At 61.2% G+C, this 25083-nt stretch carries 23 protein-coding genes; 4 read left to right on the forward strand and 19 right to left on the reverse strand.

Annotated features, from left to right (window positions below):
* Positions 1 to 10: 10 nt before the first annotated feature.
* The 6 genes from GE543_RS09055 to GE543_RS09080 form a co-directional block, all read right to left on the reverse strand.
* The gene (locus GE543_RS09055; protein WP_032697467.1) at positions 11 to 316 is read right to left on the reverse strand and encodes a hypothetical protein; all 306 of its coding nucleotides are present in this window, start codon (positions 314 to 316) and stop codon (positions 11 to 13) included.
* A 93-nt stretch (positions 317 to 409) separates the two neighbouring features.
* Complete coding sequence (locus tag GE543_RS09060; RefSeq protein WP_003367743.1) at positions 410 to 637, reverse strand: hypothetical protein; 228 nt, start codon at positions 635 to 637, stop codon at positions 410 to 412.
* Between the two features lie 209 nt (positions 638 to 846).
* Positions 847 to 2745, reverse strand: a complete 1899-nt coding sequence (locus GE543_RS09065; protein WP_153221254.1) for a cytochrome c/FTR1 family iron permease — start codon at positions 2743 to 2745, stop codon at positions 847 to 849.
* A gap of 156 nt (positions 2746 to 2901) precedes the next feature.
* Entirely contained in the window at positions 2902 to 3534 is a 633-nt protein-coding gene (locus GE543_RS09070) for a LysE family transporter (RefSeq protein ID WP_003421569.1), read from the reverse strand.
* Between the two features lie 67 nt (positions 3535 to 3601).
* A complete protein-coding gene (locus tag GE543_RS09075) occupies positions 3602 to 4195 on the reverse strand; it encodes a mechanosensitive ion channel family protein (protein ID WP_003421571.1) in 594 nt (197 codons plus the stop codon).
* Between the two features lie 16 nt (positions 4196 to 4211).
* Entirely contained in the window at positions 4212 to 6122 is a 1911-nt protein-coding gene (locus GE543_RS09080; protein ID WP_153221255.1) for an ATP-binding cassette domain-containing protein, read from the reverse strand.
* A gap of 46 nt (positions 6123 to 6168) precedes the next feature.
* Here GE543_RS09080 and GE543_RS09085 point away from each other — a divergent pair, with 46 nt between their 5' ends.
* Entirely contained in the window at positions 6169 to 6645 is a 477-nt protein-coding gene (locus GE543_RS09085) for a TIGR02444 family protein (RefSeq protein ID WP_004408787.1), read from the forward strand.
* Here GE543_RS09085 and GE543_RS09090 read toward each other — a convergent pair.
* Positions 6642 to 7655, reverse strand: coding sequence for an AlgP family protein (locus tag GE543_RS09090; RefSeq protein WP_153221256.1), 1014 nt, complete (start codon positions 7653 to 7655; stop codon positions 6642 to 6644). The genes GE543_RS09085 and GE543_RS09090 overlap by 4 nt on opposite strands.
* Before the next feature lie 216 nt (positions 7656 to 7871).
* Here GE543_RS09090 and GE543_RS09095 point away from each other — a divergent pair, with 216 nt between their 5' ends.
* The gene (locus tag GE543_RS09095; protein ID WP_004408792.1) at positions 7872 to 8549 is read left to right on the forward strand and encodes an FKBP-type peptidyl-prolyl cis-trans isomerase; all 678 of its coding nucleotides are present in this window, start codon (positions 7872 to 7874) and stop codon (positions 8547 to 8549) included.
* Positions 8550 to 8627: 78 nt separating this feature from the next.
* On the opposite strand, the gene GE543_RS09100 is transcribed toward GE543_RS09095, so the two are convergent.
* From GE543_RS09100 to GE543_RS09140, 8 genes are all read right to left on the reverse strand, one after another.
* On the reverse strand, positions 8628 to 9101 hold the full coding sequence (locus tag GE543_RS09100) for an Rsd/AlgQ family anti-sigma factor (protein WP_003340038.1): 474 nt from the start codon (positions 9099 to 9101) through the stop codon (positions 8628 to 8630).
* A 174-nt stretch (positions 9102 to 9275) separates the two neighbouring features.
* A complete protein-coding gene (locus tag GE543_RS09110) occupies positions 9276 to 9803 on the reverse strand; it encodes a disulfide bond formation protein B (protein ID WP_103689331.1) in 528 nt (175 codons plus the stop codon).
* 215 nt (positions 9804 to 10018) lie between these two features.
* Positions 10019 to 11263, reverse strand: a complete 1245-nt coding sequence (locus GE543_RS09115) for a heme biosynthesis protein HemY (protein ID WP_004408794.1) — start codon at positions 11261 to 11263, stop codon at positions 10019 to 10021.
* Positions 11260 to 12381 (reverse strand): uroporphyrinogen-III C-methyltransferase, encoded by a 1122-nt coding sequence (locus GE543_RS09120; RefSeq protein WP_046269508.1) that lies wholly within the window; start codon positions 12379 to 12381, stop codon positions 11260 to 11262. Before GE543_RS09120 ends, GE543_RS09115 begins: the two co-directional genes overlap by 4 nt.
* A gap of 53 nt (positions 12382 to 12434) precedes the next feature.
* The gene (locus tag GE543_RS09125; protein WP_046269502.1) at positions 12435 to 13208 is read right to left on the reverse strand and encodes a uroporphyrinogen-III synthase; all 774 of its coding nucleotides are present in this window, start codon (positions 13206 to 13208) and stop codon (positions 12435 to 12437) included.
* Complete coding sequence (gene hemC, locus GE543_RS09130) at positions 13205 to 14146, reverse strand: hydroxymethylbilane synthase (protein ID WP_003318426.1); 942 nt, start codon at positions 14144 to 14146, stop codon at positions 13205 to 13207. The genes GE543_RS09125 and hemC overlap by 4 nt, the downstream gene beginning before the upstream one ends.
* Positions 14147 to 14377: 231 nt before the next feature.
* Positions 14378 to 15124: a LytTR family DNA-binding domain-containing protein gene (locus tag GE543_RS09135; protein WP_002551374.1), complete on the reverse strand. Its 747-nt coding sequence runs from the start codon at positions 15122 to 15124 to the stop codon at positions 14378 to 14380.
* Positions 15121 to 16203 (reverse strand): sensor histidine kinase, encoded by a 1083-nt coding sequence (locus GE543_RS09140; RefSeq protein ID WP_003318424.1) that lies wholly within the window; start codon positions 16201 to 16203, stop codon positions 15121 to 15123. Before GE543_RS09140 ends, GE543_RS09135 begins: the two co-directional genes overlap by 4 nt.
* 133 nt (positions 16204 to 16336) lie before the next feature.
* Here GE543_RS09140 and argH point away from each other — a divergent pair, with 133 nt between their 5' ends.
* Both argH and GE543_RS09160 read left to right on the forward strand, forming a co-directional pair.
* Complete coding sequence (gene argH, locus GE543_RS09145) at positions 16337 to 17731, forward strand: argininosuccinate lyase (protein ID WP_003340027.1); 1395 nt, start codon at positions 16337 to 16339, stop codon at positions 17729 to 17731.
* Between the two features lie 445 nt (positions 17732 to 18176).
* Positions 18177 to 19418 (forward strand): nucleoside recognition domain-containing protein, encoded by a 1242-nt coding sequence (locus GE543_RS09160; protein WP_046269503.1) that lies wholly within the window; start codon positions 18177 to 18179, stop codon positions 19416 to 19418.
* A gap of 4 nt (positions 19419 to 19422) precedes the next feature.
* Here GE543_RS09160 and GE543_RS09165 read toward each other — a convergent pair whose 3' ends face one another.
* The 4 genes from GE543_RS09165 to GE543_RS09180 all read right to left on the reverse strand — a co-directional run bounded on the left by GE543_RS09165 (position 19423) and on the right by GE543_RS09180 (position 24930).
* Entirely contained in the window at positions 19423 to 20622 is a 1200-nt protein-coding gene (locus GE543_RS09165) for a DUF5924 family protein (protein ID WP_046269504.1), read from the reverse strand.
* A 95-nt stretch (positions 20623 to 20717) separates the two neighbouring features.
* On the reverse strand, positions 20718 to 22094 hold the full coding sequence (locus tag GE543_RS09170) for a pitrilysin family protein (RefSeq protein ID WP_153221258.1): 1377 nt from the start codon (positions 22092 to 22094) through the stop codon (positions 20718 to 20720).
* A gap of 57 nt (positions 22095 to 22151) precedes the next feature.
* Positions 22152 to 23804, reverse strand: coding sequence for a Na/Pi cotransporter family protein (locus GE543_RS09175; protein ID WP_046235682.1), 1653 nt, complete (start codon positions 23802 to 23804; stop codon positions 22152 to 22154).
* 406 nt (positions 23805 to 24210) lie between these two features.
* On the reverse strand, positions 24211 to 24930 hold the full coding sequence (locus tag GE543_RS09180; RefSeq protein ID WP_153221259.1) for a bifunctional 2-polyprenyl-6-hydroxyphenol methylase/3-demethylubiquinol 3-O-methyltransferase UbiG: 720 nt from the start codon (positions 24928 to 24930) through the stop codon (positions 24211 to 24213).
* Positions 24931 to 25083: the final 153 nt, after the last annotated feature.

Below are 25083 nucleotides of genomic sequence, written 5' to 3' on the forward strand. Positions count from 1 at the left end.
CGTATAGCGATCAACTCGGTCTCTTTACTTTCTTGTGTTTTATCAGTGTATCTATTCCAACAAATGCGTTGGCGAGTGCTATCAGTAACGTGTTGTCCCGAGCATCCATCATGCCGTCCCCATCGGCGTCTACCTCGCTTCGTACGGTGTCGTAACCCTTACCTGTACCCGAAGATGTAACGAAGCTGGCGAATGCAGTGCCCCCTTTGTCCCCTTTGCCATGTTTAAGTTTGCTATCCCAGAACACCACCATCACTTCAGGACTGCTGTCACCCATCAGTTCATCAGTAGACAATCTGATTTCATAGTTAGCCATTTTCCAAGCCTCTTTAATTAATAAAGATATCGGTATACCAACGCGTGCTGGCAGCTGTTTACATAAAATCTCGTTGCATACATGGATCAGACTTCACCAATCGGCCAACTCAGCCACCTTCTTCCTGAAGGCCAGCGCCAGCGCCGTCAGCACTTCCTCATCCCTGCCCAGTTCGCCGCGAATCTTATGTTTTCCCTGCGGGTGCAGCCTGACCCAGGCGTGTTCCTGCAGGTCATCGTTTTCGTAAAATTCAATGGCTATTTCAGGATGGTCATGTTCCTCAATGTCTTCAGCCCACAACCGAATCTCATACTTGGCCATCACCCACCCCGTCGTCAGGTAAATGCGCCAGTACCCGATAGCCGAGTTGGCGTTTCGCTACACTAGGCCTGAAGAAAAAGGGCGTCTACTGGCAGAAGTAACAGGTGGTTTTTTGTACAGGGCGGGAAGGTAAGACGCAGAATCGCAACAATGCTACGGGGGAAGCAGGGACAAGTGGCGAGCACCACTTGCCCCTGGCAGGCAAAACGTCAGTCTGCCGTCTGCAGCCTGCGCTTCTCGGCCAGACGACTTCTGCCGTACAGCGCTGCAATGGCGATCAGAGCGATCGCCTGTGCGCCGAGCGAGTACAGGTCGGCGTGAATGCCCAGCCAGTCGAACTCGAAGAACGGCACCGGCCGTGTGCCGAATATGCCCGCCTCCTGCAGCGCCTTGACGCCGTGACCGGCAAACACCACGGACAGTGCGCAGAGCAGCGCAGCATTGATGCCGAAGAACAGCGACAGCGGCAGCTTCGCCGAACCGCGCAGGATGACCCACGCCAGGCCCACGAGCAGCACCAGCGCCGTGGCACCGCCCGCCAGCACGGCATCGTGCCCGGCAGGGCCAGCCTGCAGCCACAGGGTTTCGTAGAACAGGATGACTTCGAACAACTCGCGATACACCGAGAAGAACGCCAGCAGCGCGAAGCCGAAACGACCGCCGCCGCCGACCAGGCTGCTTTTGATGTAGTCCTGCCACGCAGCAGCGTGACGACGGTCGTGCATCCACACCCCCAGCCAGAGCACCATCACACTGGCGAACAGCGCGGTGGCGCCTTCCAGCAATTCCCGTTGTGCGCCGCTGACGTCGATGACATACGCCGCGAGCGCCCAGGTGGCCAGCCCGGCCAGCAGCGCCAGGCCCCAGCCGATGTTGACGCTGCGGACGGCAGACTGCTGGCCGGTGTTACGCAGAAACGCCAGAATCGCCGCCAGTACCAGAATCGCTTCCAGCCCTTCACGCAGCAAGATCAGCAGGCCCGAAATATAGCTCAGCGACAGGCTCAGGCCGTCGCTGCCCAACAGGTCCGCCGACTCCTTGAGCTTGCCTTTGGCTGCTTCCAGCTTCTGCGCAACCTGAGGTAGCGGCATGCTGTCCTGCAAGGACTGCCGGTAAGCCATGAGGCTCTTTTCAGTGTCCTTGCGCACATTGGCGTCGACGTTATCCAGCGAGCTTTCGACCAGCTCGAAACCCTCCAGATACGCCGCGACCGACAAATCGTAGGCCTGTTCGCGATCACCGGCCTTGTAGGCTGCCAGGCTCTTGTCCAGCGTTACACTGGTGTAATCCAGCAGTTGCGCCGGGCCGCGCTGTACCTGTGGTGGCTGCGCACGCTGGGCCCGGAAGGTGGCGGTAGCGTCCGGACCTTCGGCAGCCTGGATTTCGGCCGGCGTCTGGCGAGCCAGATCAGCGAGGTTGAAGGTCTTGGCAGGCTGGGCGACAGGTTGTGCGCTGAAGCTGGCGATATAGGTCGCGATGTCCCAGCGCTGGCGATCGTCCAGCTGGTCGGCGAACGCGGGCATATCGGTGCCGGCAATCCCCAGTCCGGTCGCGTTGTACAGATCGTAGAGACTCAGGCGATCCAGCCGCGCGGTATCCCGCAGGTTCGAGGGTGGCGGTTCCAGGCCGATACCTGCCGGTCCATCCCCTGCACCGCTGTCGCCATGGCACACCGAACAATGCTGAGCGTACAGGGGCGCGCCACGGGCGGGGTCGGGCGTAATGGCCGGGGCCTGACTGACCTCATAGGCAAGCGCGAGCTTCGCACTCAACTGCCGCGCCTGACGCGTGACCTGCGCAGCGTCCTGTCGACCCGCCACCGCGCTTTTCAGCTGGGTTACCGCCTGCTCCAGAGCATCACGCTCGGCACGCTGTGGCAAGGCAACGACCAGGCCCTGCAACGCAGCCAGGTTATCGACCTGTTGCTGATACTTGACGGTGTCCACAACCTTGCCGTCTGCCACGGTCGCCGGGTAATCGGCCCCCAGGTAATCGAGCAGATGCAGCGCCTGGGCTGCACCCTCGACCGGGTCGGCCAGCGCAATGCAGCTGCCCAGCGCCAGGAGCGGCAACAGTAACCAGGCAAGAAAACGAGAATGGACGGGCATTGCAGAATCTCGACGGGAATGCGAAGCGTTGCATTGTTAACGCCGCAACGGCACTACTCAATAGTCGAGGTCCATTTTTGTTACAGAATCTTACATTCAGCCTTCAGTTGCCCTGAGCAAAGCGGGTGTCTGCTCAAGGCTCGAGACCGACACGTTTCAGGCCGTACCGCGATGTAACGTCGCGAGGAAACCTGCCGCGCCCACGAACAGGCTGGCGAAGGTGCGATTCATGCGACGTTGCTGGCGAGGCGTCTTGAGCAGGCGCAGCACTTTGGAGGCCAGCCCGGTGTAGCCCGCCATCACGATCAGATCGACCACCACCATGGTCGCCGCGATGATCGCGTACTGGATGAGCAGCGGAGCGGCCGTGTCGATGAACTGTGGCAGGATCGCCAGAATGAAAATCAGCGCCTTGGGGTTGCTGATATTCACCAGAAAACCACGCAATACCAGCGTCATCGGTTTGCCCACCGGGCGCACGGCAGATTCATCGGCCAGGTCGGCTGGCAGGGCGCGCCATTGCTTGATGCCGAGATAGACCAGATACGCGACGCCAAACCATTTGATCAGCGTGAACGCCATATCGGAGGCCGCCAGCACTGCACCCAGACCTGCCGCGACAATGGCGATCTGTGCCACCAACGCAATCTGCAAGCCCAGGGCATTCCAGTAGCCACGCCAGAAGCCGTATTGCAGGCCGCAGGACATCGAAGCGATGGCGCCCGCGCCGGGAGACAGACTGATAATCCAGCAGGCCGCAAAAAAGCCCAGCCACGTTTCAAGCGCCATCGTGCACCTCAAGCAAAGTCGAATGCTCAGTAAATTAATGCGGGTTGCTTTGGAACGCTAACGATTTCTAATCCTGCTCATCCGGCTGCTTTGCAACCACCATCTGCGGAAACAGATCGCTGCCGCGCCAGCGGCGCACCGACTTCTGGAAAAACTGGCTGTTGGGCACCTGGACCAGCGCGCCACCGGCCTCTGGGGTCTCGATCAGCGTGGTGAACATCAGATTGATGGCGACCACCCGCCCCTTCACGCCCGGCTTGTCCAGCGTATCGACCAGCTCGACCATGTCACCGATACGGAACGGGCCGATGGTGAAGATCAGAATGGCGCAGAGCAGGTTCGACAGCACGCTCCACATGGCGAAGAACGCCACTGCCGCAACGGCGACGAAGCCGGACAGTGCCGTCCACAACACCGTGGCCGACACCCCGAGTCGGCCCAGGACGAGGACAAAGGCGCTGCCCATAATGAACCAGCGCAGGCCGCCGCGAACCGGGACCAGCAACTCTGGCGGCAACGGATAGCGCTCGCCCAGACCGGTCAGAAAACCACCGACGATGCGTTGCAGCACGTAACCGGCCAACAGGATCAGCAGAATCTGCGCACCCACCAGCAGCGGTTCAAGCCAGTATGCGGATACTGGCAAGCCCAACATGTCCATCACTTGCCTGCCTCGCTCACGACAATGCTTCCAGTTCGGCCTGCATTGATTCCAGCAGTTCCAGCGCTTGCATCCAGGCGTCCTCCAGCTCGGATTCACGCACTTTCAGCTTCGCCTGTTCGGCCAGCAGATCGCGCAGCTTGTCCTTGTTGGCCGCCTCGTAGTTGGTGCTGTCAGCCAGTGCTTCTTCGACCTTGGCGAGCTTTTCATTCACCAGTCCGAGATCACGCTCCAGCTTGTCGGCTTCGCGCTTGTGCGGCGCCAGTTGCTGACGCAAGGCCGCTGCCTGCTGGCGCTGGGCTTTCTTGTCGGTCTTGTCGGCGTTGACGGGCGTGTTGCTGACCGGCGCGTTGCGCAGCCGGTAATCGGCCAGCCAGCGCGTGTAGTCATCCAGATCGCCGTCGAACTCCTGCACGCGACCGTCAGCCACCAGCAGGAAGTCATCGGTCGTGCTCTTGAGCAAGTGCCGATCGTGAGACACCACCAGCACCGCGCCACCGAACTCCTGCAAGGCCATGGTCAGCGCCAGGCGCATCTCCAGGTCGAGGTGGTTGGTCGGTTCGTCGAGCAGCAACAGGTTGGGCTTTTCCCAGGCGATCAGTGCCAGCGCCAGACGGGCTTTCTCGCCACCGGAAAAATTCAGCACCGGCTCATCCAGGCGCGCACCACGGAAGTCGAAACCGCCAAGGAAATCGCGCAGCGTCTGTTCACGCTCGGTCGGTGCCAGGCGCTGCAAGTGCAGCAACGGCGTCGCCTTGGCGTCCAGTGAGTCGAGCTGATGCTGGGCAAAGTAGCCCACGGTGAGGTTTTCGCCACGCACCAGCCGACCGCTTTGCGGCTCGAGCTCGCCGGCGAGGTTTTTGATCAGCGTCGACTTGCCTGCGCCGTTCGGACCCAGCAGGCCGATGCGTGCACCGGGCGTGAGTTGCAGCTTGACCTTCCCGAGGATGGTCTTGTCGCCGTAACCCAGGCGCGCGTCGGACAGGTCCAGCAATGGGCTGGAGATCTTGTCGGACTCACGGAAAACGAAGTTGAACGGTGAGTCGACATGCGCGGCGGACAGCTCTTCCATGCGCTCCAGCGCCTTGATCCGGCTTTGTGCCTGACGGGCCTTGGTGGCCTGGGCCTTGAAGCGCGCGATGTACTTTTCCATGTGCGCACGTTGCGCCTGTTGCTTCTCGTAGGCCTGTTGCTGCTGGGCCAGACGTTCGGCACGAGCCCGCTCGAACGCGCTGTAGCCGCCGCGATAGAGAGTGATTTTGCGTTGCTCGACATGGGCGATGTGATCGACCACGGCATCCAGAAAATCCCGGTCGTGGGAAATCAGCAGCAAGGTGCCGGGGTAACTCTTGAGCCAGTCTTCAAGCCACAGAATGGCGTCGAGGTCCAAGTGGTTGGTCGGTTCGTCGAGCAGCAGCAGGTCCGAGGGGCACATCAATGCCTGCGCCAGGTTCAGGCGCATACGCCAGCCACCGGAGAAACTGCCGACCTGACGCTCCATCTGCTCGTTGGTGAAGCCCAACCCGGCCAGCAGCTTGCGAGCGCGTGCGTCGGCGGTATAACCGTCGGCGCTGTCGAGCTCCGAATGCAGACGTGCCTGAGCGGCGCCGTCCTGCGCGGCTTCGGCCTCGGCCAGCGAGCTCTGCACTTCCCGCAGGCGCTCGTCGCCATCGAGCACGTAATCCACGGCCAGGCGTTCGAGCGTGTCGACCTCCTGGCGCATGTGCGCGATACGCCAGTCGGCGGGCAGCAGGCAGTCGCCGGCATCCGGCGTCAGCTCTCCACGCAGCAGGGCAAACAGGCTGGATTTACCGGCGCCATTGGCACCGATCAGACCGGCTTTATGGCCGGCGTGCAGAGTCAGCTCGGCGTCTTCTAGCAGACGTTGCGGACCACGCTGTAAGGTAAGGCTTTGAAGTCGAATCATAATGGCGGCGGAGTCTACCAGCTTCGTCCTGAACAGGTGGATCACTATGCCTTCAGCGCTCTGGAGTTTCACCCTCGATTTCTACGCCCGGCCGGGTGTGGAACAGGCTTGTCTGACGCTGCAAGCCAACGGGGCCAACGTGTGCATGGTGCTTTGCGGGGTGTGGCTGGGCACGCGCGACGTGGCATGCGACGCTCAGCGAGTGGCGCAAATAAAACAGTTGGCGACACCCTGGCATGACGATGTGGTGCGTCCGCTGCGGGATTTGCGTAACCAATGGCGTAATGCGGCGCTTGAAGATGCGTTGCTCACCCCATTACGGATGAAGGTCAAGGCGCTGGAACTGGAGGCCGAACAGGGTCTGATGATGAAGCTTGAGGCACTGACCGGGGATTGGCCGGCAGGTGAGGCGAGGAATGCAGAGGAGTGGCTGCTCGAGCTTGCCGAAGGGGACGCAGAAAAAAACCGCGATGCGCTGCATGTGCTGCGCATCGCGGTTGGACTTGCCGTCGACCAGACTTAGGAAGCGCTGGTTGGCGTTGCGCCATTGGCAGGTGTTGCCGGTGCGGCGGCTGGCGCAGCAGGTGCAGGCGTTGTCGGCTTGGCAGCAGCAGGCGCTGGCGTGGCCGGTTTGGCGGCGGCTGGCTTCGCGGCAGGCTTGACCGCAGGTTTGGCGACAGGCTTGGCTGCTGCTTTCACAGGTGCCTTGGCAGGTGCTTTGGCCGGTGCCTTGACGGGCGCTTTCACAGGCGCTTTCGCCGCAGGTTTGGCGGCCGCCGCTTTTGCTGCTGCTGGTTTGGCAGCGCTGCTGGCGGTGGGCTTGGCAGCCGGCGCCTTGGTGGCAGCAGGCTTGGCCGCAGCCGGTTTGGCGGCAGTTGTCTTCGCTGCGACAGGCTTGGCTGCTGCAGTCGTGCGAGCGGCCGGTTTGGCGGCGGCTTTTGCCGGGGCCTTGGCAGCAGCGGTTTTGACCGCTGGCTTGGCAACTGCGGAAGGCTTGGCTGCGGCTTTGGCGACTGGCTTGGCGGCGGCCGCTTTAACCGGCGCTTTGGCTGCGGTTTTTGCGGGAGCTTTGGCAGCGGGTGTCTTGGCAACAGGTGCCTTGGCGGCGGCTTTAGGCGCGACAGGCTTGGCGTCGCGAGTGGTCAGGATCTTGCCGACCGCCTCTTTCACGCGGCCAATACCCTGGGCCAGTTTCAGGCTTTCCTGGGCATCACGCTTGAGGTGCAGGATGTAAGTGCGGGTTTCGGTCTGACGATCCTTGAGAGCGTCCAGCAACTCTTCCAGCTCGGACACGGCACCTTTGGCCTTGGCCTGCGCCTTGGATTTTCCGGCGGCGGCAGCATCCTGCAGCTTGATGCGGGAGTTGTGCAGTTTTTCCTGCGCCTTGCCGCGTTGTTTCTCGAGCTTGGCGAGCAGTTTCTCGGCATCAGCCAAGGCTTGGGAACAGGCGTCTTCCAGATGTTCAAGCAAGCTGCCCGATAATTGTTGGAGCAAATGCAACGGAGTATTTACTGGCTTCTTTTTGGCCGACATGACTTACCTCCTGGGTGACGAAATTGCGGCTCATACTAGGCTTCTGCGCGCATCGCCGCTAGGGCATCTTGACAGCATCCATGGGTCCCTGTTGCATACTGAGAGAAATGATTGCTCGACACGATGCAAAGGCATTGTGAAATTCACGTCACAAGACTCGTCACTACTCGCGCTGGCGCAGGCATAATCGCTGCCTTCCCAGGCCGGAGAGCATTAATGTCGCGCTACCTGTTAACGTCGTTGTTCCTCTTGCTTCCCCTGGCTCAGGCCGCCGAGGCGCCACCGGCGTCCAGTGACGGCCATGACCTTGCCTACAGCCTGGGTGCAAGCCTTGGCGAGCGGTTGCATCAGGAAGTCCCTGATCTGGACCTCAAGGCGTTGGTAGAAGGCTTGCAGCAGGCTTACCAGGGCAAGCCGCTGGCGCTCAAGCAGGACCGCATCGACCAGATTCTGCGCGAGCATGACGCCGCTATCGCCCAGGCCGAGACTGCCGGTACGGACGCGCCGACCGAGGCGGCCCTCAAGGCCGAGCGCACGTTCATGGACAGCGAGAAGGCCAAACCGGGTGTGAAGGTGCTGGCTGACGGCATTCTCATGACCGAGCTGACCTCGGGTACCGGCCCCAAGCCCAGTGCCGATGGCCGGGTTGAAGTGCGTTATGTCGGTCGTTTGCCGGACGGCACGATCTTCGATCAGAGCACTCAGCCCCAGTGGTTCCGACTCGACAGTGTGATCAGCGGCTGGACCAGCGCCTTGCAGAACATGCCGACCGGCGCGAAGTGGCGGCTGGTGATCCCATCGGATCAAGCCTATGGTGCCGAGGGTGCTGGCGATCTGATCGACCCGTTTACCCCGCTGGTATTTGAAATCGAACTGGTTGCGGTTTCACAGTAAGCGGGCGTAAAGCCGGCGTTCAGACATGCGAAAGGGTGCAATAAGCACCCTTGGCGTGTCGCGCTTGCACCAACAAGGTCACGCCTGAGCGGCGATCTCTTCCTTGTGCGAGTTGTGCAGCACTTCGATCAGGCAGTCTTCCAGCTCGAAACGCTCGTGCAGCAGTTGCCCCAGCTGATTGAATTCCCGGGCTACCACCGCCGCATCCGAGCAATCGCCCTTTTCGCAGCGATCATTGAACGTCAGGGCAAACTTGGTGATGACGTCCAGACGTGGATAGATCGTGTCTGCCAGTTCGAGCCCACGCTCGTCATTAAACGCCCGGGCTTCATCACCCAGTTGTTCGTAGACTTCAAAGTGCCCGGCAGAGACGTAATCCACAAGAATCCCGCAGAAGTTCTGCAGGCCTTCGAGGTCGGCTGCCAGCGCTTCGGGCGTGTCGCCCAGCGCATCGTAGGCTTCGACCAGTTCGAGACGGCTTTGAAGCCAGCGATCGATCAGCTTGTTCACTCCGCCCCAGCGTTCCTGAGCATTCTGACAACTTTCCAGCATGGTCTTCTCTCTTCCCTTCAGGGGCATGCAGTCCTGTGCCGGTCCGGGTTATTGGCCGGGACCTGGCCTGATAGATGCGTCAGGACAGCATATTTCCAGTGACGCGTGCGGCCCAGATTATGCCCGCTCGACAAGGCCATCAAGGTACGCAGGAGATAAAGTTCATACAAGCGTTTAATAGCCGCCCCGATCTCTGGTCGCCAGCCAGTGGCTGAATTCGCTGAAAAGAGGATACAGCGGCAACAGCGCCAGACCCGTAAATCCCAGCAGACTCCACTCCGGCAGGCTGATACCGAACAGTGTCCAGGTGATTTCGGCGCAAAACAGCGCGTCGCTTCGCAGCCGGTCGATGCACATGTCCAGAGAGAGCAGGCTCAATAAATGCTCCAGTCTGGTAATAACAGGTATCAATTGATCGGCCGAAGCGGTTTGCAACCACACTTGTATGCCTGCTGTGGCAAGCCCGGCCAGGGCGACCAGCAGAAGCGCCAGGCTGTAGCGCCGCGTGCCAACCGGGCCAGGGGCGTGGCAGGCAGCACAGAGCGCCAGCACGCCACAGACGATGAATGCAGCCCGTTGCACCATGCACAGGGCGCAAGGGTCGAGACCGACAGTTTGCTGCAGGTAAAAGGCGACGCCAATGATTGATGCACAGGCCAGCGATGCCAGGAAAAACAGGAAGCGTGTGCGAGCCAGATACATGGCAAATCCGTAACAAAGGACGAGACGATTACGGTAGAGGAAAGGGTGCGGCGCATTCAAGGTGGCGGCGTACGGATACGTCGCTGTTTACCGAGGAAAAAGAACACACCGCTGCGTGGTTCTTTTACACATGTATGTAGGACGATTCTCACGCATTGATCTGACTGGCTGGCGAGGCAGCACGGAGAGCCCTCACCGAGGACTCTCCGCTGGATTCACGTCTTGGTCAGCACCGGCAAGGGCCGCGACAGGAGTCGCTCGTCGAGCAGGCCCAGGCCTTCCTGAAACAGCTTATTGCTGCGATCCGTCTCACCCAGTTGGCCCAGCAGACGAGCCAGCTCGGCGCAGGTTTCGGGATTGCGTTCCATGCGCAGACTGCTCTCCAGATAATCCCGCGCCTTGCCCCACAGGCGGCCTTGCAGACAGATACGTCCCAGGCTTAGCAACAGGCTTGGATCAGCAGGATGATGCTTGAGCCAGCCTTCCGCCGTTTGCAGCTGCTTCAGCGGGTCGCTACCGCGAACCAGCCCGTACAGACGCGCCAGATGACTGTTGTACTCGCGCTTGAGGGCGCTACGAAGCACCTCTTCAGCCTGAGCTTCGGCACCCAGACGGCGCAATTGATCGGCATACGCCAGCACCAGTTGCGGCTCCTGGCGTTGCGCAGAACCCAGTCCCTGCCAGGCGCTTTCCAGGGAAGGCAGACCGGTCGGTGCGCCTTCGATGCCCTCGCGGTACGCCGCCAGGCTCAGGTTCTCGCCCCAGGCGCGGCGTTCCAGCTCGGCCAGCTCCTTGGGTGGCAGGACCTTGTCCTTGCGCAGCTCCGGCATCAGGCGTACCACATCGGACCAGTCACCACGCTGCTGATACAAGCGTTGCAGTTGACGAAGCACCTGTGGGTTGTGCGGGTGACGCTCTTTCATGGCCAGCAGTGTGGTCAGCGCACCTTCGGTGTCGCCACGGTCCTGCTGCAGTTGAGCGTGATTCAGTGCAATCGCCAGCTCGGCTTGTGGCTGACGCTCGAGCGCGCGCTCCAGCAAGGCGTCGCAATCTTCGTAACGACCCTGCTCGTTGGCAGCGCGTGCGGCGCCGATGTAGTAGAGCAGCGGATGAGTGTCGGCTTCAGCCGCGCGTTGCAGATGACGCTGGGCGCTGGACCAGCGTCCCTCGGCAAGGTCCATCTGACCTTGCTCGATAGCTATTTGCACGCGGCGACGGCGGTTGCGGCGCGACCATGGGTTGACCACGCGGCCTGAGGTCGTCAACAGGGTGATCAGCAGCCTCAGCAGCGCGATCACCAGCAGTGCAACGACCAGCAACGCCAGGGTCGCCCACAGGCTCGATTCATAGCGGAAGTTTTGATAGGCGATCAGGACATAGCCGGAATGCTCGGCGATGGCGACCCCGATCAGCGCCGCAGCGGCGATCGCGATGAATAACAGCACATAGAAGCGCTTCATCGGCTGGTCCCCTGTTGCGCCTCGGCTGGCTGGCCGGCAGCGTGACGGCGTTCAAGGTAGGCCTGCACGGCGCTCAGGGTCGGTGCCAGATCCGGTGTCTTCACCGATACCGGCTGGCTGGCAACGGCATCAAGCCCTTGGCCGAGCGCCTTGCCCTGTGGGTCGTCCTGATCGAAGTTGGCTTTCAGAACGCTTTGCGCTTCGGTGATGGCCTTGGAATAAACCTCGGGCTCGCCGTTAAGCGCTGCCCACTGCGCCTGCTCCAGCGCCAGGCTCAGGGCCAGACGCACCTGCGAAAGGCTCTGGCCGGCGAGTACCGGGCGGATGTCCTTGTCGGCGTTGAAATCAATGCGGAAGTAATGGGAGATCTCGTCCCACCACTGTGACCAGCGGCTGGTTTCGGTCTTGTCGGCGGTCAGCCCCAACAGTGACTCGCCTTTGTCTTCGTATTCGGGAGCCAGCTTGTTGAGCTGCACAGCCTGCTCACGCAGAGCGGCCAGTTGCAGAAACAGCCCGGTACGGTCCGGCTGCTCGACGCTGCGCAGGGCGGCAAGGCTCTTGGCCAGTTGCTCACGGGCCGCGAAGGAGCCCGGATCATCCTGCTCGCGCAGAATTTCGTCGGCACCCTGAACCAGCGCCTGCGCGCTGTTGATGTCCTGCAGCGCTGACAGGCGCAGGCTGGCCAGACGCAGCAGATGCTCGGCCTCGGCCAGACGCCAGTCCTTGCGGCTCGCCCCCAGTACGGTTTCGAGTCGCTGGCTGAGGCGCTGCTGATCGCCTTGCAGTTGCGCGACCAGACGTCGACTGTCTTCCAGCTGATTGGCGGGCGGGAATTGCGCGATGCGTGCGCTCAGTTGCTGGTCATTCTGCGCCAGCACCAGGGTCTGTTCCGCGATGTCCTCGACCTGTCCGCGCTGTTGCTGGTGCCCGGCCTGCAACATGCGCAGTTGCCAGACTCCCCAGCCGGCGACGGCGATACCGGCAATTGCCAGCAGCAAGGCCAGGAACACCAGGCCACTGTTGCGGCTGCCGGTGCGCTCGGTGCGGACTGGCTCAGGCTTGGATGCAGGCGTTTTCAACACCGATTCTTCGTCTTTAGGCAAGGCTGTTTCGCTCACGTATCCCATCCTTTGCATTTTGGCGTAATAGCGTAAACGACAGGTGTCGATCATTACGCCTTGACGGCAGGCTGAGGTTGTTCCCGCAACGCTGCCAGCAATGCCGTGGCGCTGGCGCCACGACAATCAATAACGGTCCTTGCTCCGGCTGCCCGCGCAATGCTGGCAACCCTGGGGCTCGGTACAAACAGCGGCAGATCGGCCAGGTCCGGCCATGAATCCCCCGCCAACTGAAGCAAATGTTCAAAACCCTGCCCACTGCTGACCACCAGCCCGTTCAAGCGTTCCACCGCGACACGTTGCGCCAGGGCGCCGGGCGCATGCTGCGGCAGATAGCGACGATACAGCGGCAGGTAATCAACGCCCACCCCCAGCGCGCGCAGTTGCTCGGCCAACAGCTCGCGCCCCTCGTCGCCGCGCATGATCAACACACGGCTTCCCGGTACGGCAATCGCCTGCTTGAGGCGCGGCAGTTCGAGCAAGGCTTCGCTGTCGTCGCCCTGCTCCGGCCAGCTCGCATCAAGCCCGTAATCGAGCAGTATCTGCCCGGTTGCTGAACCCACACTGAACCAGGGTTGCAAGGGCGGTTGCGGCCATACTTCGTCGATCAGTTCGATGGCCAGTCGCGCGGCAGGTTTGCTGACCACGATCACTGCACAATAATTGAGCAGCTCGAAAATGATCGAACGCTGTGCAGGCGTCAAGGGCAACGGCTCGGTTTCAAGCAGGGGCAGGCTGCTGCTGAAGATACCGTCCTCGGCCAGCACCCTGGCCAGCCCTGCCGACTCTTCGGCCGGGCGGGTCAGCAGCAGACGCCAGCCATTCATTCGTTATTGGCCTCGCCGTAGACCGCTTTCAGGATGTCGGCGGCGCCCTGCTCCAGCAGCGCTTCGGCCACCTGCACACCCAGTGCCTGGGCGGATGTCTGAGGTGCCCGGGCATCCGCGTGCAGCAACACGCTGCCGGACGGATCGCCCACCAGGCCGCGCAACCAGACGTCATCGCCTTCCAGCACGGCGTAGCAAGCGATCGGTACCTGGCAGCCGCCGTTGAGGTGCTTGTTCAGCGAACGCTCGGCAATCACGCGCACGGCGGTGTCTTCGTGATGCAGAGGGGCAAGCAGTGCATGAATTTCGGCGTCGACGCTGCGGCATTCGATACCCACCGCGCCCTGGCCACCGGCTGGCAGGCTGTCATCGACGCTGATCGCCGAGGTGATGCGGTCTTCGAAACCCAGGCGGATCAGGCCAGCGGCAGCGAGGATGATGGCGTCGTATTCGCCGGCATCCAGCTTGGCCAGACGGGTATTGACGTTGCCGCGCAGGAAACGGATCTGCAGATCGGGTCGACGCGCGAGCAACTGGGCCTGACGGCGCAGGCTGGAGGTGCCGACAATGCTGCCCGCCGGCAACTGGTCCAGGCTGGCGAAGGTGTTGGAGACGAATGCATCGCGCGGGTCTTCACGCTCGCAGATGCAGAACAGGCCCAGGCCTTGTGGAAAATCCATCGGCACGTCTTTCATCGAATGCACGGCGATGTCGGCGTTGTTTTCCAGGAGCGCGGTTTCCAGCTCCTTGACGAACAGCCCTTTGCCACCGATTTTCGACAGCGGAGAGTCGAGCAGTTTGTCGCCACGGCTGACCATGGGCACCAGCGTCACGAGCAGGCCGGGGTGGGCCTGTTCCAGGCGGGCCTTGACGTATTCTGCCTGCCAGAGTGCCAGCGCGCTTTTGCGAGTGGCGATGCGGATTTCGCGAGAGGACATTGAACAATCCGTACTGAGTGAATGCGACGGATAATAACAGCTCAATCCTGGTCAGGGCGGCTTCAGCGCTGATTGGAACTTGCGTCAGACACCAAGCCGATCAATCAATCGGCAGTGCCTGAGGGGCGCATGGGAAAGGCTGCCCGCAGGCCCGCCGAAAAACACATGCATCCGGGATTCTCCCCGTTCCATGCATCGGCCTGGGCGCAGAGGCTCCAGCGCGATGAAGCGCTAGAGCTGCTGCATCATTTTGCGGACACCGGCGACGTGGCGGCGGCTGACGATCAACGCATCGCCATTGAGCCCTCTGAGGAACAGCTGGAAATGTCCCAGCGGGGTGCGCTGCAACCGTTCTATTCGCTCGCGGGCCACCAGCGCATTGCGGTGAATGCGCACGAAGCGGTCGCCGAACTCGTCTTCCAGCGCCTTTAGCGGTTCGTCCAGCAGCACTTCGCCGCCCTCGTGGCGCAAGGTCACGTACTTGTGATCGGCGATAAAGTAGATCACCTGATCCAGGGGAATCAGCTCGATGCCTTTGCGGGTACGCGCGCTGATATGGCTGCGTGGCCCTGATCCGCTTTCGGCAGCCGGGCGGGTCAACGCCGCCAGTTGCACACGGTTGGGCCGCTCGGCTTTGCGCAACGCTTCGACAAGGTGCTCGGAACGCACGGGCTTGACCAGATAGCCCACCGCACTGACCTGGAAAGCTTCCAGGGCGAACTCATCATGGGCGGTGCAAAAGACCACTGCAGGCGGTGCTTCCCGCTCGCACAGCCGCGCTGCGACCTGGAGGCCATCGAGACCCGGCATGCGGATATCGAGCAGTACTACGTCCGGTTTGTGGGTTTCGATCAGCGCCAAGGCTTCTTCGCCATTGGAAGCGCTGGGTTCCAGTACTCGATAACCCTCGATTTCATTGACCATGCGGCTCAATCGCTCGCGGGCCAGGGGTTCGTCATCAACGATCAGGACATTCATATAGCTCTGGCTTCCTGCGTGAGTCTCGCACAAGGATAGCGTAGACAGGTGTAGTGACGACCGTCACGGCGCTCCACGCTCAGACTGGCGTGCGGGCCAAAAAGTGCCGCAATTCGTGCGCCTATATTCGTCAAAGCCTGCTGAGTACCGTTGGAAGTCTGCCGATTGGCAACTTCTTCATAGGGATTGCTGACGCTCAATATGAACTCTCCCCCTTCATAGTTCGCTTCGACTGTTACAACGCCCCCTTCGACCCGCGGAGCAATGCCATAAATCAAAGCGTTTTCAAGTAATGGCTGCAAGGTTAGCTGGGGGATTGGCAAGTCATCGGGAATTGCGCTCACCCTCCAGTCCAACTGTAGACGCTCGCCAAGACGATATTGCTCAATCGATAAATATCGTTTTGCCAATGCCAGCTCTTCACCCCATGTCACCAGGCTGCCCGGCTTGGCCAGACTGGCACGAAAAAGGTCCGAAAGATCCAGCACCGCCTGCTCGGCCTTGACCGGGTTGCTGGCCACCAGACTGGCGATACTGTTGAGTGTGTTGAAGAGGAAATGCGGGCGGATGCGCGCCTGCAGCGATTCGATCCTGGCGCGCAGTTCGCCCTGTTGCTGCTTGCGCCACTGACTCTGCAGATAGAAGTAGCGCAGCATCAGGGCGGACATGATCAGGGCAATCGTCGAGTAGCGCAGATAACGCTCGACCATGCCACTGACCGAAATTCGCCCGGTAAGCTGACAGACATCGGTAACGGCTGTGCACAGCAGCGTCAGGCCGACCACCAAAAGGCAGCTGAGCATGCCCGCCAGGCCCGGCGTCAATCGCGCCAGCCAGGGCCGCAACCCGCACAGCAGCGCCGCGGACAGTAGCACGATCCATTGTACGAACAGCGACATCAACGCCAGGCGTACCCAGTCGAAGCCGCTGCGCATCGGTTCTACCAGCACCAGAACCAGTACCAGCAGCTCCGCCAGAACGACGAGCACCAGCAATGCCTGCGGCAGGCACAGCTCAGGGAGGAAAAAGTCTTTGCCGGGCGCGGGCCGGGCATCGTGTTTCACAGGTTCGATTCGCATGGCTCCAGTCTCTGCCCTGGCCTTGTCAGCGGCAAGCTGTCCGGGGATAAAAATGCATCAACCCTGTTATCATCGCGTTCGTTCTTGTGCCAGGTATCGGGCACGTCACTTTCAGTCAGCAACGAGCGAATCCATGAGCACCGACAAGACCAACCAGTCCTGGGGCGGCCGCTTCAGTGAACCCGTCGACGCGTTTGTCGCGCGTTTCACCGCCTCCGTCACCTTCGATCAACGCCTGTATCGCCATGACATCATGGGCTCCATCGCCCACGCCACAATGCTGGCCAAGGTGGGCGTACTGACCGACGCCGAGCGCGATACCATCGTTGACGGCCTGAACACCATCCAGGCCGAGATCGAGGCTGGCCAGTTCGACTGGCGCGTCGATCTGGAAGACGTGCACATGAACATTGAAGCACGCCTGACCGACCGCATCGGTATCACCGGCAAGAAGCTGCACACCGGTCGCAGCCGCAACGATCAGGTCGCCACCGATATCCGTCTGTGGCTGCGCGACGAAATCGACCTGATCCTCAGCGAAATCACCCGTCTGCAGCAAGGCCTGCTGGGCCAGGCCGAGCGTGAAGCTGAAACCATCATGCCTGGCTTCACCCACTTGCAGACGGCCCAGCCGGTAACATTCGGTCACCATATGCTGGCCTGGTTCGAAATGCTCAGCCGCGACTACGAGCGTCTGGTCGACTGCCGCAAGCGTCTCAACCGCATGCCGTTGGGCAGTGCTGCACTGGCGGGCACCACCTACCCGATCGACCGCGAGCTGACCTGCACATTGCTGGGCTTCGACGTGGTGGGCGGCAACTCGCTGGACGGCGTATCGGATCGCGACTTCGCCATCGAATTCTGCTCGGCTGCGTCCATCGCGATGATGCACCTGTCGCGCTTTTCGGAAGAGCTGGTGCTGTGGACCAGTGCGCAGTTCCAGTTCATCGACCTGCCGGATCGCTTCTGCACCGGCAGCTCGATCATGCCGCAAAAGAAAAACCCCGATGTCCCTGAGCTGGTTCGCGGCAAGAGCGGCCGTGTGTTCGGTGCCTTGATGGGCCTGCTGACCCTGATGAAAGGCCAGCCGCTGGCTTACAACAAGGACAATCAGGAAGACAAGGAACCGCTGTTCGACGCCGCCGACACCCTGCGTGATTCGTTGCGTGCGTTCGCCGACATGATCCCTGCGATCAAGCCCAGGCACGCAATGATGCGTGAAGCGGCGCTGCGCGGCTTTTCGACCGCCACCGATCTGGCCGACTACCTGGTCCGCCGTGGCCTGCCGTTCCGTGACTGCCATGAAATCGTTGGTCACGCGGTGAAATACGGTGTGGAAACCGGCAAGGACCTGGCAGAGATGAGCCTGGAAGAGCTGCGTCAGTTCAGCAACCAGATCGAACAGGACGTCTTCGCCGTGCTGACCCTGGAAGGCTCGGTGAATGCCCGTAACCACATCGGCGGCACCGCCCCCGAACAGGTCCGCGCCGCCGTCGTTCGCGGCCAGGAACTGCTGGCCGGGCGCTGAACATACCCCGCACAGCCCCTGATGACGCGGAGCATTGGCACGATGGAAATCTCAAGGTTTTCATCGTTCCCATGCTCCGCGTGGGAATGCCGTTCTGGACGCTCTGCGTCCTATCCTGAGCGTGCGTAGCGCAACGGATATGTGACGCAGAGCGTCACGACCTGCATGCCAACGCAGGGCATTGGCACGATAGTGATCTCAAGGTTTCATCGTTCCCATGCTCCGCGTGGGAATGCCGTTCTGGACGCTCCGCGTCCTGTCCTGAGCGTGCGTAGCGCAACGGATATGTGACGCAGAGCGTCACGACCTGCATGCCAACGCAGAGCGTCACAAAACGACCGTGTTCTCGTGCACCTATCGTTCCTACAACTCTTTCAGCACCTGCCGATTTCCCTCCAGCGCACCCCGCCGCTATCATCCCCGCTTCTTGTGGGGGACTTATCCGATGCTCAATGGCCTGTGGCTTGGTTTTTTTGTCGTGGCGACGATTTCCGCGCTGGTGCAGTGGCTGGTAGGCGGCAACGCCGGCATTTTTGCCGCGATGGTCGAAAGTATCTTTGCCATGGCCAAGCTGTCGGTCGAAGTTATGGTGCTGCTGTTCGGCACACTGACCCTATGGCTGGGCTTTTTGCGCATCGCCGAGAAGGCCGGCATCGTCGACTGGCTGGCCAAGGTCCTCGGGCCGCTGTTTCTGCGCTTGATGCCCGAAGTGCCGCCCGGCCACCCTGCGCTGGGGCTGATCACCCTCAACTTCGCCGCCAATGCGCTGGGGCTCGACAACGCCGCCACGCCGATCGGCCTGAAGGCCATGCGCTCGCTGCAGGAACTCAACCCCAGCAAGACCGCCGCCAGTAACGCGCAGATCCTGTTTCTGGTGCTCAACGCCTCATCCCTGACCCTACTGCCGGTAACGATCTTCATGTACCGCGCCCAGCAAGGTGCGCCTGACCCGACCCTGGTATTCCTGCCGATCCTGCTGGCCACCAGTGTCTCGACCATCGTCGGCCTGCTGTCGGTCGCGTTAATGCAGCGTCTGCGTCTGTGGGACCCGGTGGTGCTCGCCTACCTCATCCCCGGCGCCCTGCTGCTGGGCACCTTCATGGCCTTTCTCGGCACGTTGTCGGCGGCTGCGCTGGCGGGTCTGTCGTCGATTCTGGGCAACCTCACGCTGTTCGGCCTGATCATGATGTTTCTGATCATCGGCACGCTACGCAAGGTGCTGGTCTACGAGGCCTTCGTCGAAGGTGCGAAGGAAGGTTTCGACGTCGCCAAGAGCCTGTTGCCTTATCTGGTGGCGATGCTCTGTGCGGTGGGCGTGCTGCGCGCATCCGGCGCGCTGGACTTTGGTCTGGAAGGCATTCGGCATCTGGTGCAGTGGCTGGGGCTGGACACGCGCTTCGTCGATGCGCTGCCGACTGCGATGGTCAAACCCTTCTCGGGCAGCGCCGCCCGTGCCCTGTTGATCGAAACCATGCAGACCCAAGGCGTGGACAGCTTCGCTGCATTGGCCGCTGCCACGATTCAGGGCAGCACCGAGACCACGTTCTACGTACTTGCCGTGTACTTCGGCGCCGTGGGCATTCAGCGCGCTCGCCATGCGGTGGGCTGCGCGCTGCTGGCCGAGTTTTCCGGCGTCGTGGCCGCGATCTTCGTCTGCTACTGGTTCTTCGGCGCGACCGCCACCTGAAACATTACTGCGCCGGAGCCTGAGGCACAGATTCAGCGGGGGCAGGCTGCTCAGGTGCCGGCGCAGCCTCCTGCTTCTCCTGCTTCGGCTCATCAGCCGGCGCGGATTCAGGTGTGGTCTGGTCGGCCGAGTCGCCGCCCGGCTTGAGCTTGATTATCCGCCCGGTAGGTCGCTTCACTGCCGGTTGATCATCGTCGGTGACGACAAAACGCAGCACGCCGATCATCTGGCCGTCCTCGGTCAGCACCCTCACCTGCCAGCGTCCTGTCACGTCCTCCGGGAAGTTCTGCTTGCGTGTCCAGGCGCGATAGCCTTCCTTGCGTCCGCCGTGGATATCCAGCGCGATGCGGTCCATCTCTTCGCCTTCATGCCACCACACATGGTAGATACGCTCGTCCAGGCCACGCGGCGCGTTGATCGCGGTGTACGCATACAGGCCGCCGTTGCGCAGCTGCTTGGCGCTGATCAGCGAAATACTGTCGCCCGGCGTACGGTTCTTGTTATCGAAGTCCGGGCTCACCGCCACTTCGGTCAACCACAGCGTCGCAGGCGGCACCCAGGAGCGCAGCAACCAGCCCGCCGCGCCGATGGCCAGGATGATGCTGATCACGGCCAGTGCGCTGCGCCAGGTGTTGAGCGGAAAGTTCGACATCAGGCTGGGCGCCGACAGCAGCATCGCCACGCCCAGGGCCAGTTTGTAACTCTCGGCGGTGGTCAGGTGCAGGATGATCGGCAGCGCCGTCAGCAGTGCGGCGAACAGCGTCAGGGTGTGCAGCGTCATGAACAGCCAGCGCCTGGGCGCCAGCCATTTGTAGTAGAGAGGGTCGATGATCGAGATCAGCCCGGCGGCCCCGAGCACCGCAGTGAACACTGCCTGACCACTGTTCCAGGTGGTGGTAATGAAAAAGAATGGCAGCACGAAGAACAGGCTTTCCTGGTGGATCATCTGCGTGCCGTAGCGCAGCAAACCCTGCGGGATCTCGCGGCCCAGCGCCTTGTTGAGTAACCCGACCATGGTGTTTTCGACCATCAGCCACAGCCAGCTGATCAGCATCACCACCGCGATCCAGGTGGCCAGCCCTGCCTGGCGATCGACCAGAATGAAACTGGCGATACCGGAAACGAAACCAAACGCTGCAATGAGCCCCGGATAGCGCTGCATCAAGTTGAGCACGGGTGTCACATAGCGATTCACGTCAAGCATCGGAGGGGTCACTCGGTTCTGTTCATACAAAAAAACGCGCAGCGTAACAACGCGGCGCGGAGCCTGCACCCTGGGTGCAGTTCGGCGTCAGGATTCTATTTGCTGCGTGCACGCCAGCGCCACAGGGCCAGCAGTGCGATGAAACCCAGTACCCCGCCAATCAGCCAATACAGACCGTCATAACTGAACAGCGGCTTTTCAATGCGCATGTAACCCGGCTGGGCAAGCAACTGGCGCATCGCCTGATTGGCGGTTTCCAGCTTCACCGCCTTGATCCGTTTGGCCGGATCCTCAAAGCGCCCGTTTTCATAATCGTTGAGCGCGCTCCAATAGTAGTCGGCCAGCGCACTATTGCCTTGAGTGGCCCAAGATTGCCGGTCTATGGCGAGCTGTTGCAGCCGCGCAAACGTAGCGGGCTGCATGCCGTCTTTTTGCAGGCGCTCGACCAGGCCGCGAATGTCGCGCTCGGCTTCATCGGTATCGTCACGCTCGACATCGGCATTCAGGCTCAGAAACCCGACATCGCCGAACACTTCGCGCTCTGCGGAGGGGCCGTAGGACAAACTGTGTTTCAGGCGCAGCTCAGTGTAGAGCGTCCAGTCCAGATAGGCTTTGACCAACTCCCAGGTTTCGTCGTGCTGGTCGTCGAGCTGCGGCTCGGGGTAGATCAGGTGCAGCTTGGCACTCTCGCCCAGCCCGCCGCGTTCAAGCTCGCGGCGCGGTTCGGCCGAGCCGTTGCCTTGCGCCAGTGGCGGGTGGTCGATGGGGTCGGTGGGGGCGAGCTTGCCGTAGGTGCGCTCCAGATAGGCGGGCAGCAGCTTGTCCAGATCACCCACCACAATCAGCGTCATGTTGTTGGGTGCGTACCAGTTGGCGAAGATGTCTTCGATGTGCTCCAGCTCGATGCCGTCCACCTCGGGACGCTCGGCGCATTTGAGGCCCATTTCCACGGCCAGCTGGCTGCTGGCGCTGCGCCCTGAATCACGCCGGTCAAGCAGGCGCTGCAAGTGCGAAAAGTGCCCGCCATCTTCACGCTCGACCACGCGTTTGACGCCGTCCAGCCGCGCCTGGCTCAGCTCGGTTTTGGTCATGATTTCCAGCAACAGGTCGAGCACCTTGCGCTGGTTGCGCGCAGGCGCTTCGATCACGAAGGTGGTGTCGGCGTTGCTGGTGAAGGCGTTCCACTCGCCGCCCAACGCCTGCATACGCTCTTCCAGCCCGCCTTCACCGCTGTCATCCACGCCGCTGAACAGCAAGTGTTCCAGCAGATGCGGCAGTTCCTTGTCCTGACACGGGAAATCATCGAAGCCGATACCCACCACCAGGCGGATGGCGACGTGACCCTTGTCGTAACCGGGTTTGAGAATGACTTGCAAACCATTGGGCAGCAGGTAGCCCTCGACCTGAGGACGATCAAGGGCGAATGAGGGGAGTGAACCGAGGAGCAGACAAGCGAACAGCAGGCAACGCATAAAACAGCTTTCCTGGCGGGCCGGTATGTTTAACAGACTTCACCTCGGCCCTTACGTTCATAGTGATCTGTCGGCCTCGACCTCGCTCGACAAGGCTCCTGTGTCAGCGGTTTCCAGCACCACGTAGGCGCTGCTGCAAAACAGCGAGTTCAGACGCTTCATGTCGGCAATCAGTTCCAGGTGCAGCGAACTGGTTTCGATGCTCTGGACCACCTTGTTGCGCAAACGGCTGACGTGGGCGTGCGCCAGGCGTCGCTCCTCGGCCCTGAACTGGCGTTTTTCGCGCAATAACTGACGTGCGCTTTCGTGATCGCCGCTGAGGAACACAGAGAGGCCCAGGCGCAGGTTCGACTGTAACTGGATCTGCAGATCGGCAAGTTCTTCAAGTCCGACTTCAGAGAACGACCGGCGATGCGCTGTCTTCTGCTGCTGGATCTTGCGCAGCATGCGTTCGATCAGGCCGCTGGCCAGTTCCAAGTTGATGGTCAGCTCGATGATCTCGGCCCAGCGCCGGTTATCGTGCTCGCCGAGGTCTTCACGCGGCATCTGCGCCAGGTACAGCTTGATCGCGCTGTACAGCGCTTCGACGTCGTCGTTGAGGCGGCGCACTTCCTGGGTCACCGCCGTTTGCGTGCCGCGCAGTACCGCCAGCATCGAGGCGAGCATGCTTTCGATCAGATCGCCCATGCGCAGGGTTTCACGCACCGCGTTGGCCAGCGCGAGGCTGGGTGTCGACAGCGCGGTCAGGTCCAGGTGACGCGGCTTGGCCAGGCCGCCGACTTCGTTCTGCTGCGGCAGCAGATACGAGCACAACCGCGCCATCGGGGCCACGGTTGGCAGCATGATCAGGCAGCGCACCGTGTTGTAGAGCAGGTGAAAGCCGATGACCAGTTCCTGCGGGCGATAGCCCAGCGTGTCGATCCAGGCAACCAGCGGGTCGAGCACCGGAAAGATCAGCAGCAGGCCGAACAGCTTGTACAGCAGACTGCCCAGCGCCACCTGCCGACCGGCAACGTTCTGCATGCTGGTACTGAGGAAGGCCAGCAGACCGCTGCCGATGTTGGCGCCGATCACCAGGCCGATCGCCACCGGCAAGCCAATGACTTCGGTGCCCGCCAGTGTCGCCGTCAGCAGCACCGCCGCCAGACTGGAATAAGAGATCAGCGCGAACATGGCGCCCACCAGCGCATCCAGCAGCAGGTCGCCGGTCAGCGAGGCGAACAGCACCTTGACCCCTGCGGCCTGGGTGATCGGTGCGGCAGCCTCGACGATCAACTGCAAGGCCAGCACGATCAGGCCCAGGCCGATACCGACCCGCCCCAGTTGACCGGCACGGGTCTGCTTGCGCGACAGGAAAAACACTACGCCAAGGAAGATCAGCAACGGCGACAGCCATGACAGATCGAAAGTCAGCACGCGAGACATCAGGGCGGTGCCGACATCGGCGCCGAGCATGATCACCAGCGCAGGCGTCAGCGTCATCAGCCCCTGGCCGACAAACGATGTCACCAGCATGGCGGTGGCGTTACTGCTTTGCACCAGCGCCGTCACCAGAATGCCGGCGATGAACGCGAGCGGTCGTTTGGACATGTTCTGGCTGAGCACACGACGAAGTTGTGTGCCGTAAACACGAAGGATGCCAGTGCGCACGATATGCGTGCCCCAGATCAGCAGGGCGACGGCAGATAGCAAATCGAGCAGGGTCAGCATGCGAAAAGCCCCCTGAGGTTTGCCCATACAGGCGATGAATTGAAAGATGCAGCGTGTAGAGCGGGGATGGGTGTAACGCTCTACTAGGCTCTGTACGAAAAGTGGCTGCGCTCGGTGATGCTTCGTTAAAAACAGGCTCGGAATGCTCATTTACAACACGTAGACTCCGCTTCCTCGCCTGTTTTTGCCTCGCCTGACCTTCGCTCGCCGACTTTTCGTACAGAGCCTAAGCTTTTAGTCGGCCACGGGCCTTGGCGCCAGCATCGCACAGCGCGGATTTCATTGAAATAAAAGTGTCATAAATCAGTATTTTGAAATCGCTCGGGCATCCGCCATGGACCCGTCGCACGCGTCTCATGGCTGTTCACCCGACATGCCGCCCGCAGAAGGCGGAAACGTTACCGGGTCAATCCATAGTGAACGCAACATTGGGCTCGAGTTTCATGCCGACGGCTTTTGCGACGTGCATGCCTTTTTCATACGAAAACGATTTATCTGCTGTGGGCTGGAAGAACTCCACGAAATCCAGGCTGCGGCGACTGAACACGAACCCGCCGATGAGCGGCTGATTGACTGCATACAGGTGCGGACACAGCGCCATCATCGACGAAGCAGGCACGCCGATCAGGTGTTCCTCAAGATCGCCGGTCTGTTGAGTTTCTTGCGGGTAAAACCACAGTGGCGTGCTGATGAACAGATAGGCATCCGCCCCCAGGCTGGAAAGCAACGTGCGCACCAGCCATCTCGCCGTATCGGCCGTCAAGTGCTCGACTACATCCAGCAGACAGATTATCCGGTACTGGGCCAGCCGCTCGGATGACAGCTCTTGAGCCAGGCCGTGCCAGATGTTGCGGTAGGTAGCGTTCTCATGCAGCTGCGAATTCTGGCAATTGGCTTCCCAGCCATCGATGCCGTCCACCGACCAGTGCGCCGTGTCCGGGTTTGCCTTGATCAACGCGCCCAGTGTTCCAGAGCCGAACCCGATATCCAGCACTTCAACATCGCTGCTGAGGTCTTTCAGGATATGGAAAATCATCGCCTTAGGAGAGACCGAGTCGCCTTCCACATGGCCGGTTGCAGGCGCGAAGCCTTCTGTAGGCTGATAGTTTTCAACATATTGCTTCATTGTCTGGATCCTTGACGATGGTTAGGGAGACGGGGTTTACCGTAGATCCTGTTGAAGCATCCGCATTGGGGTGTAGGAACAGTATAGGGGGTTTGAGTGCCTGGCCTTTAATCCTGCAAACTGACCAGAAACGCTTGGTGACACGAGTGGCGC

Origin of the sequence: Pseudomonas sp. SZ57 (assembly GCF_009495975.1) — a bacterium.
Classification (GTDB): Bacteria; Pseudomonadota; Gammaproteobacteria; order Pseudomonadales; family Pseudomonadaceae; genus Aquipseudomonas; species Aquipseudomonas syringae.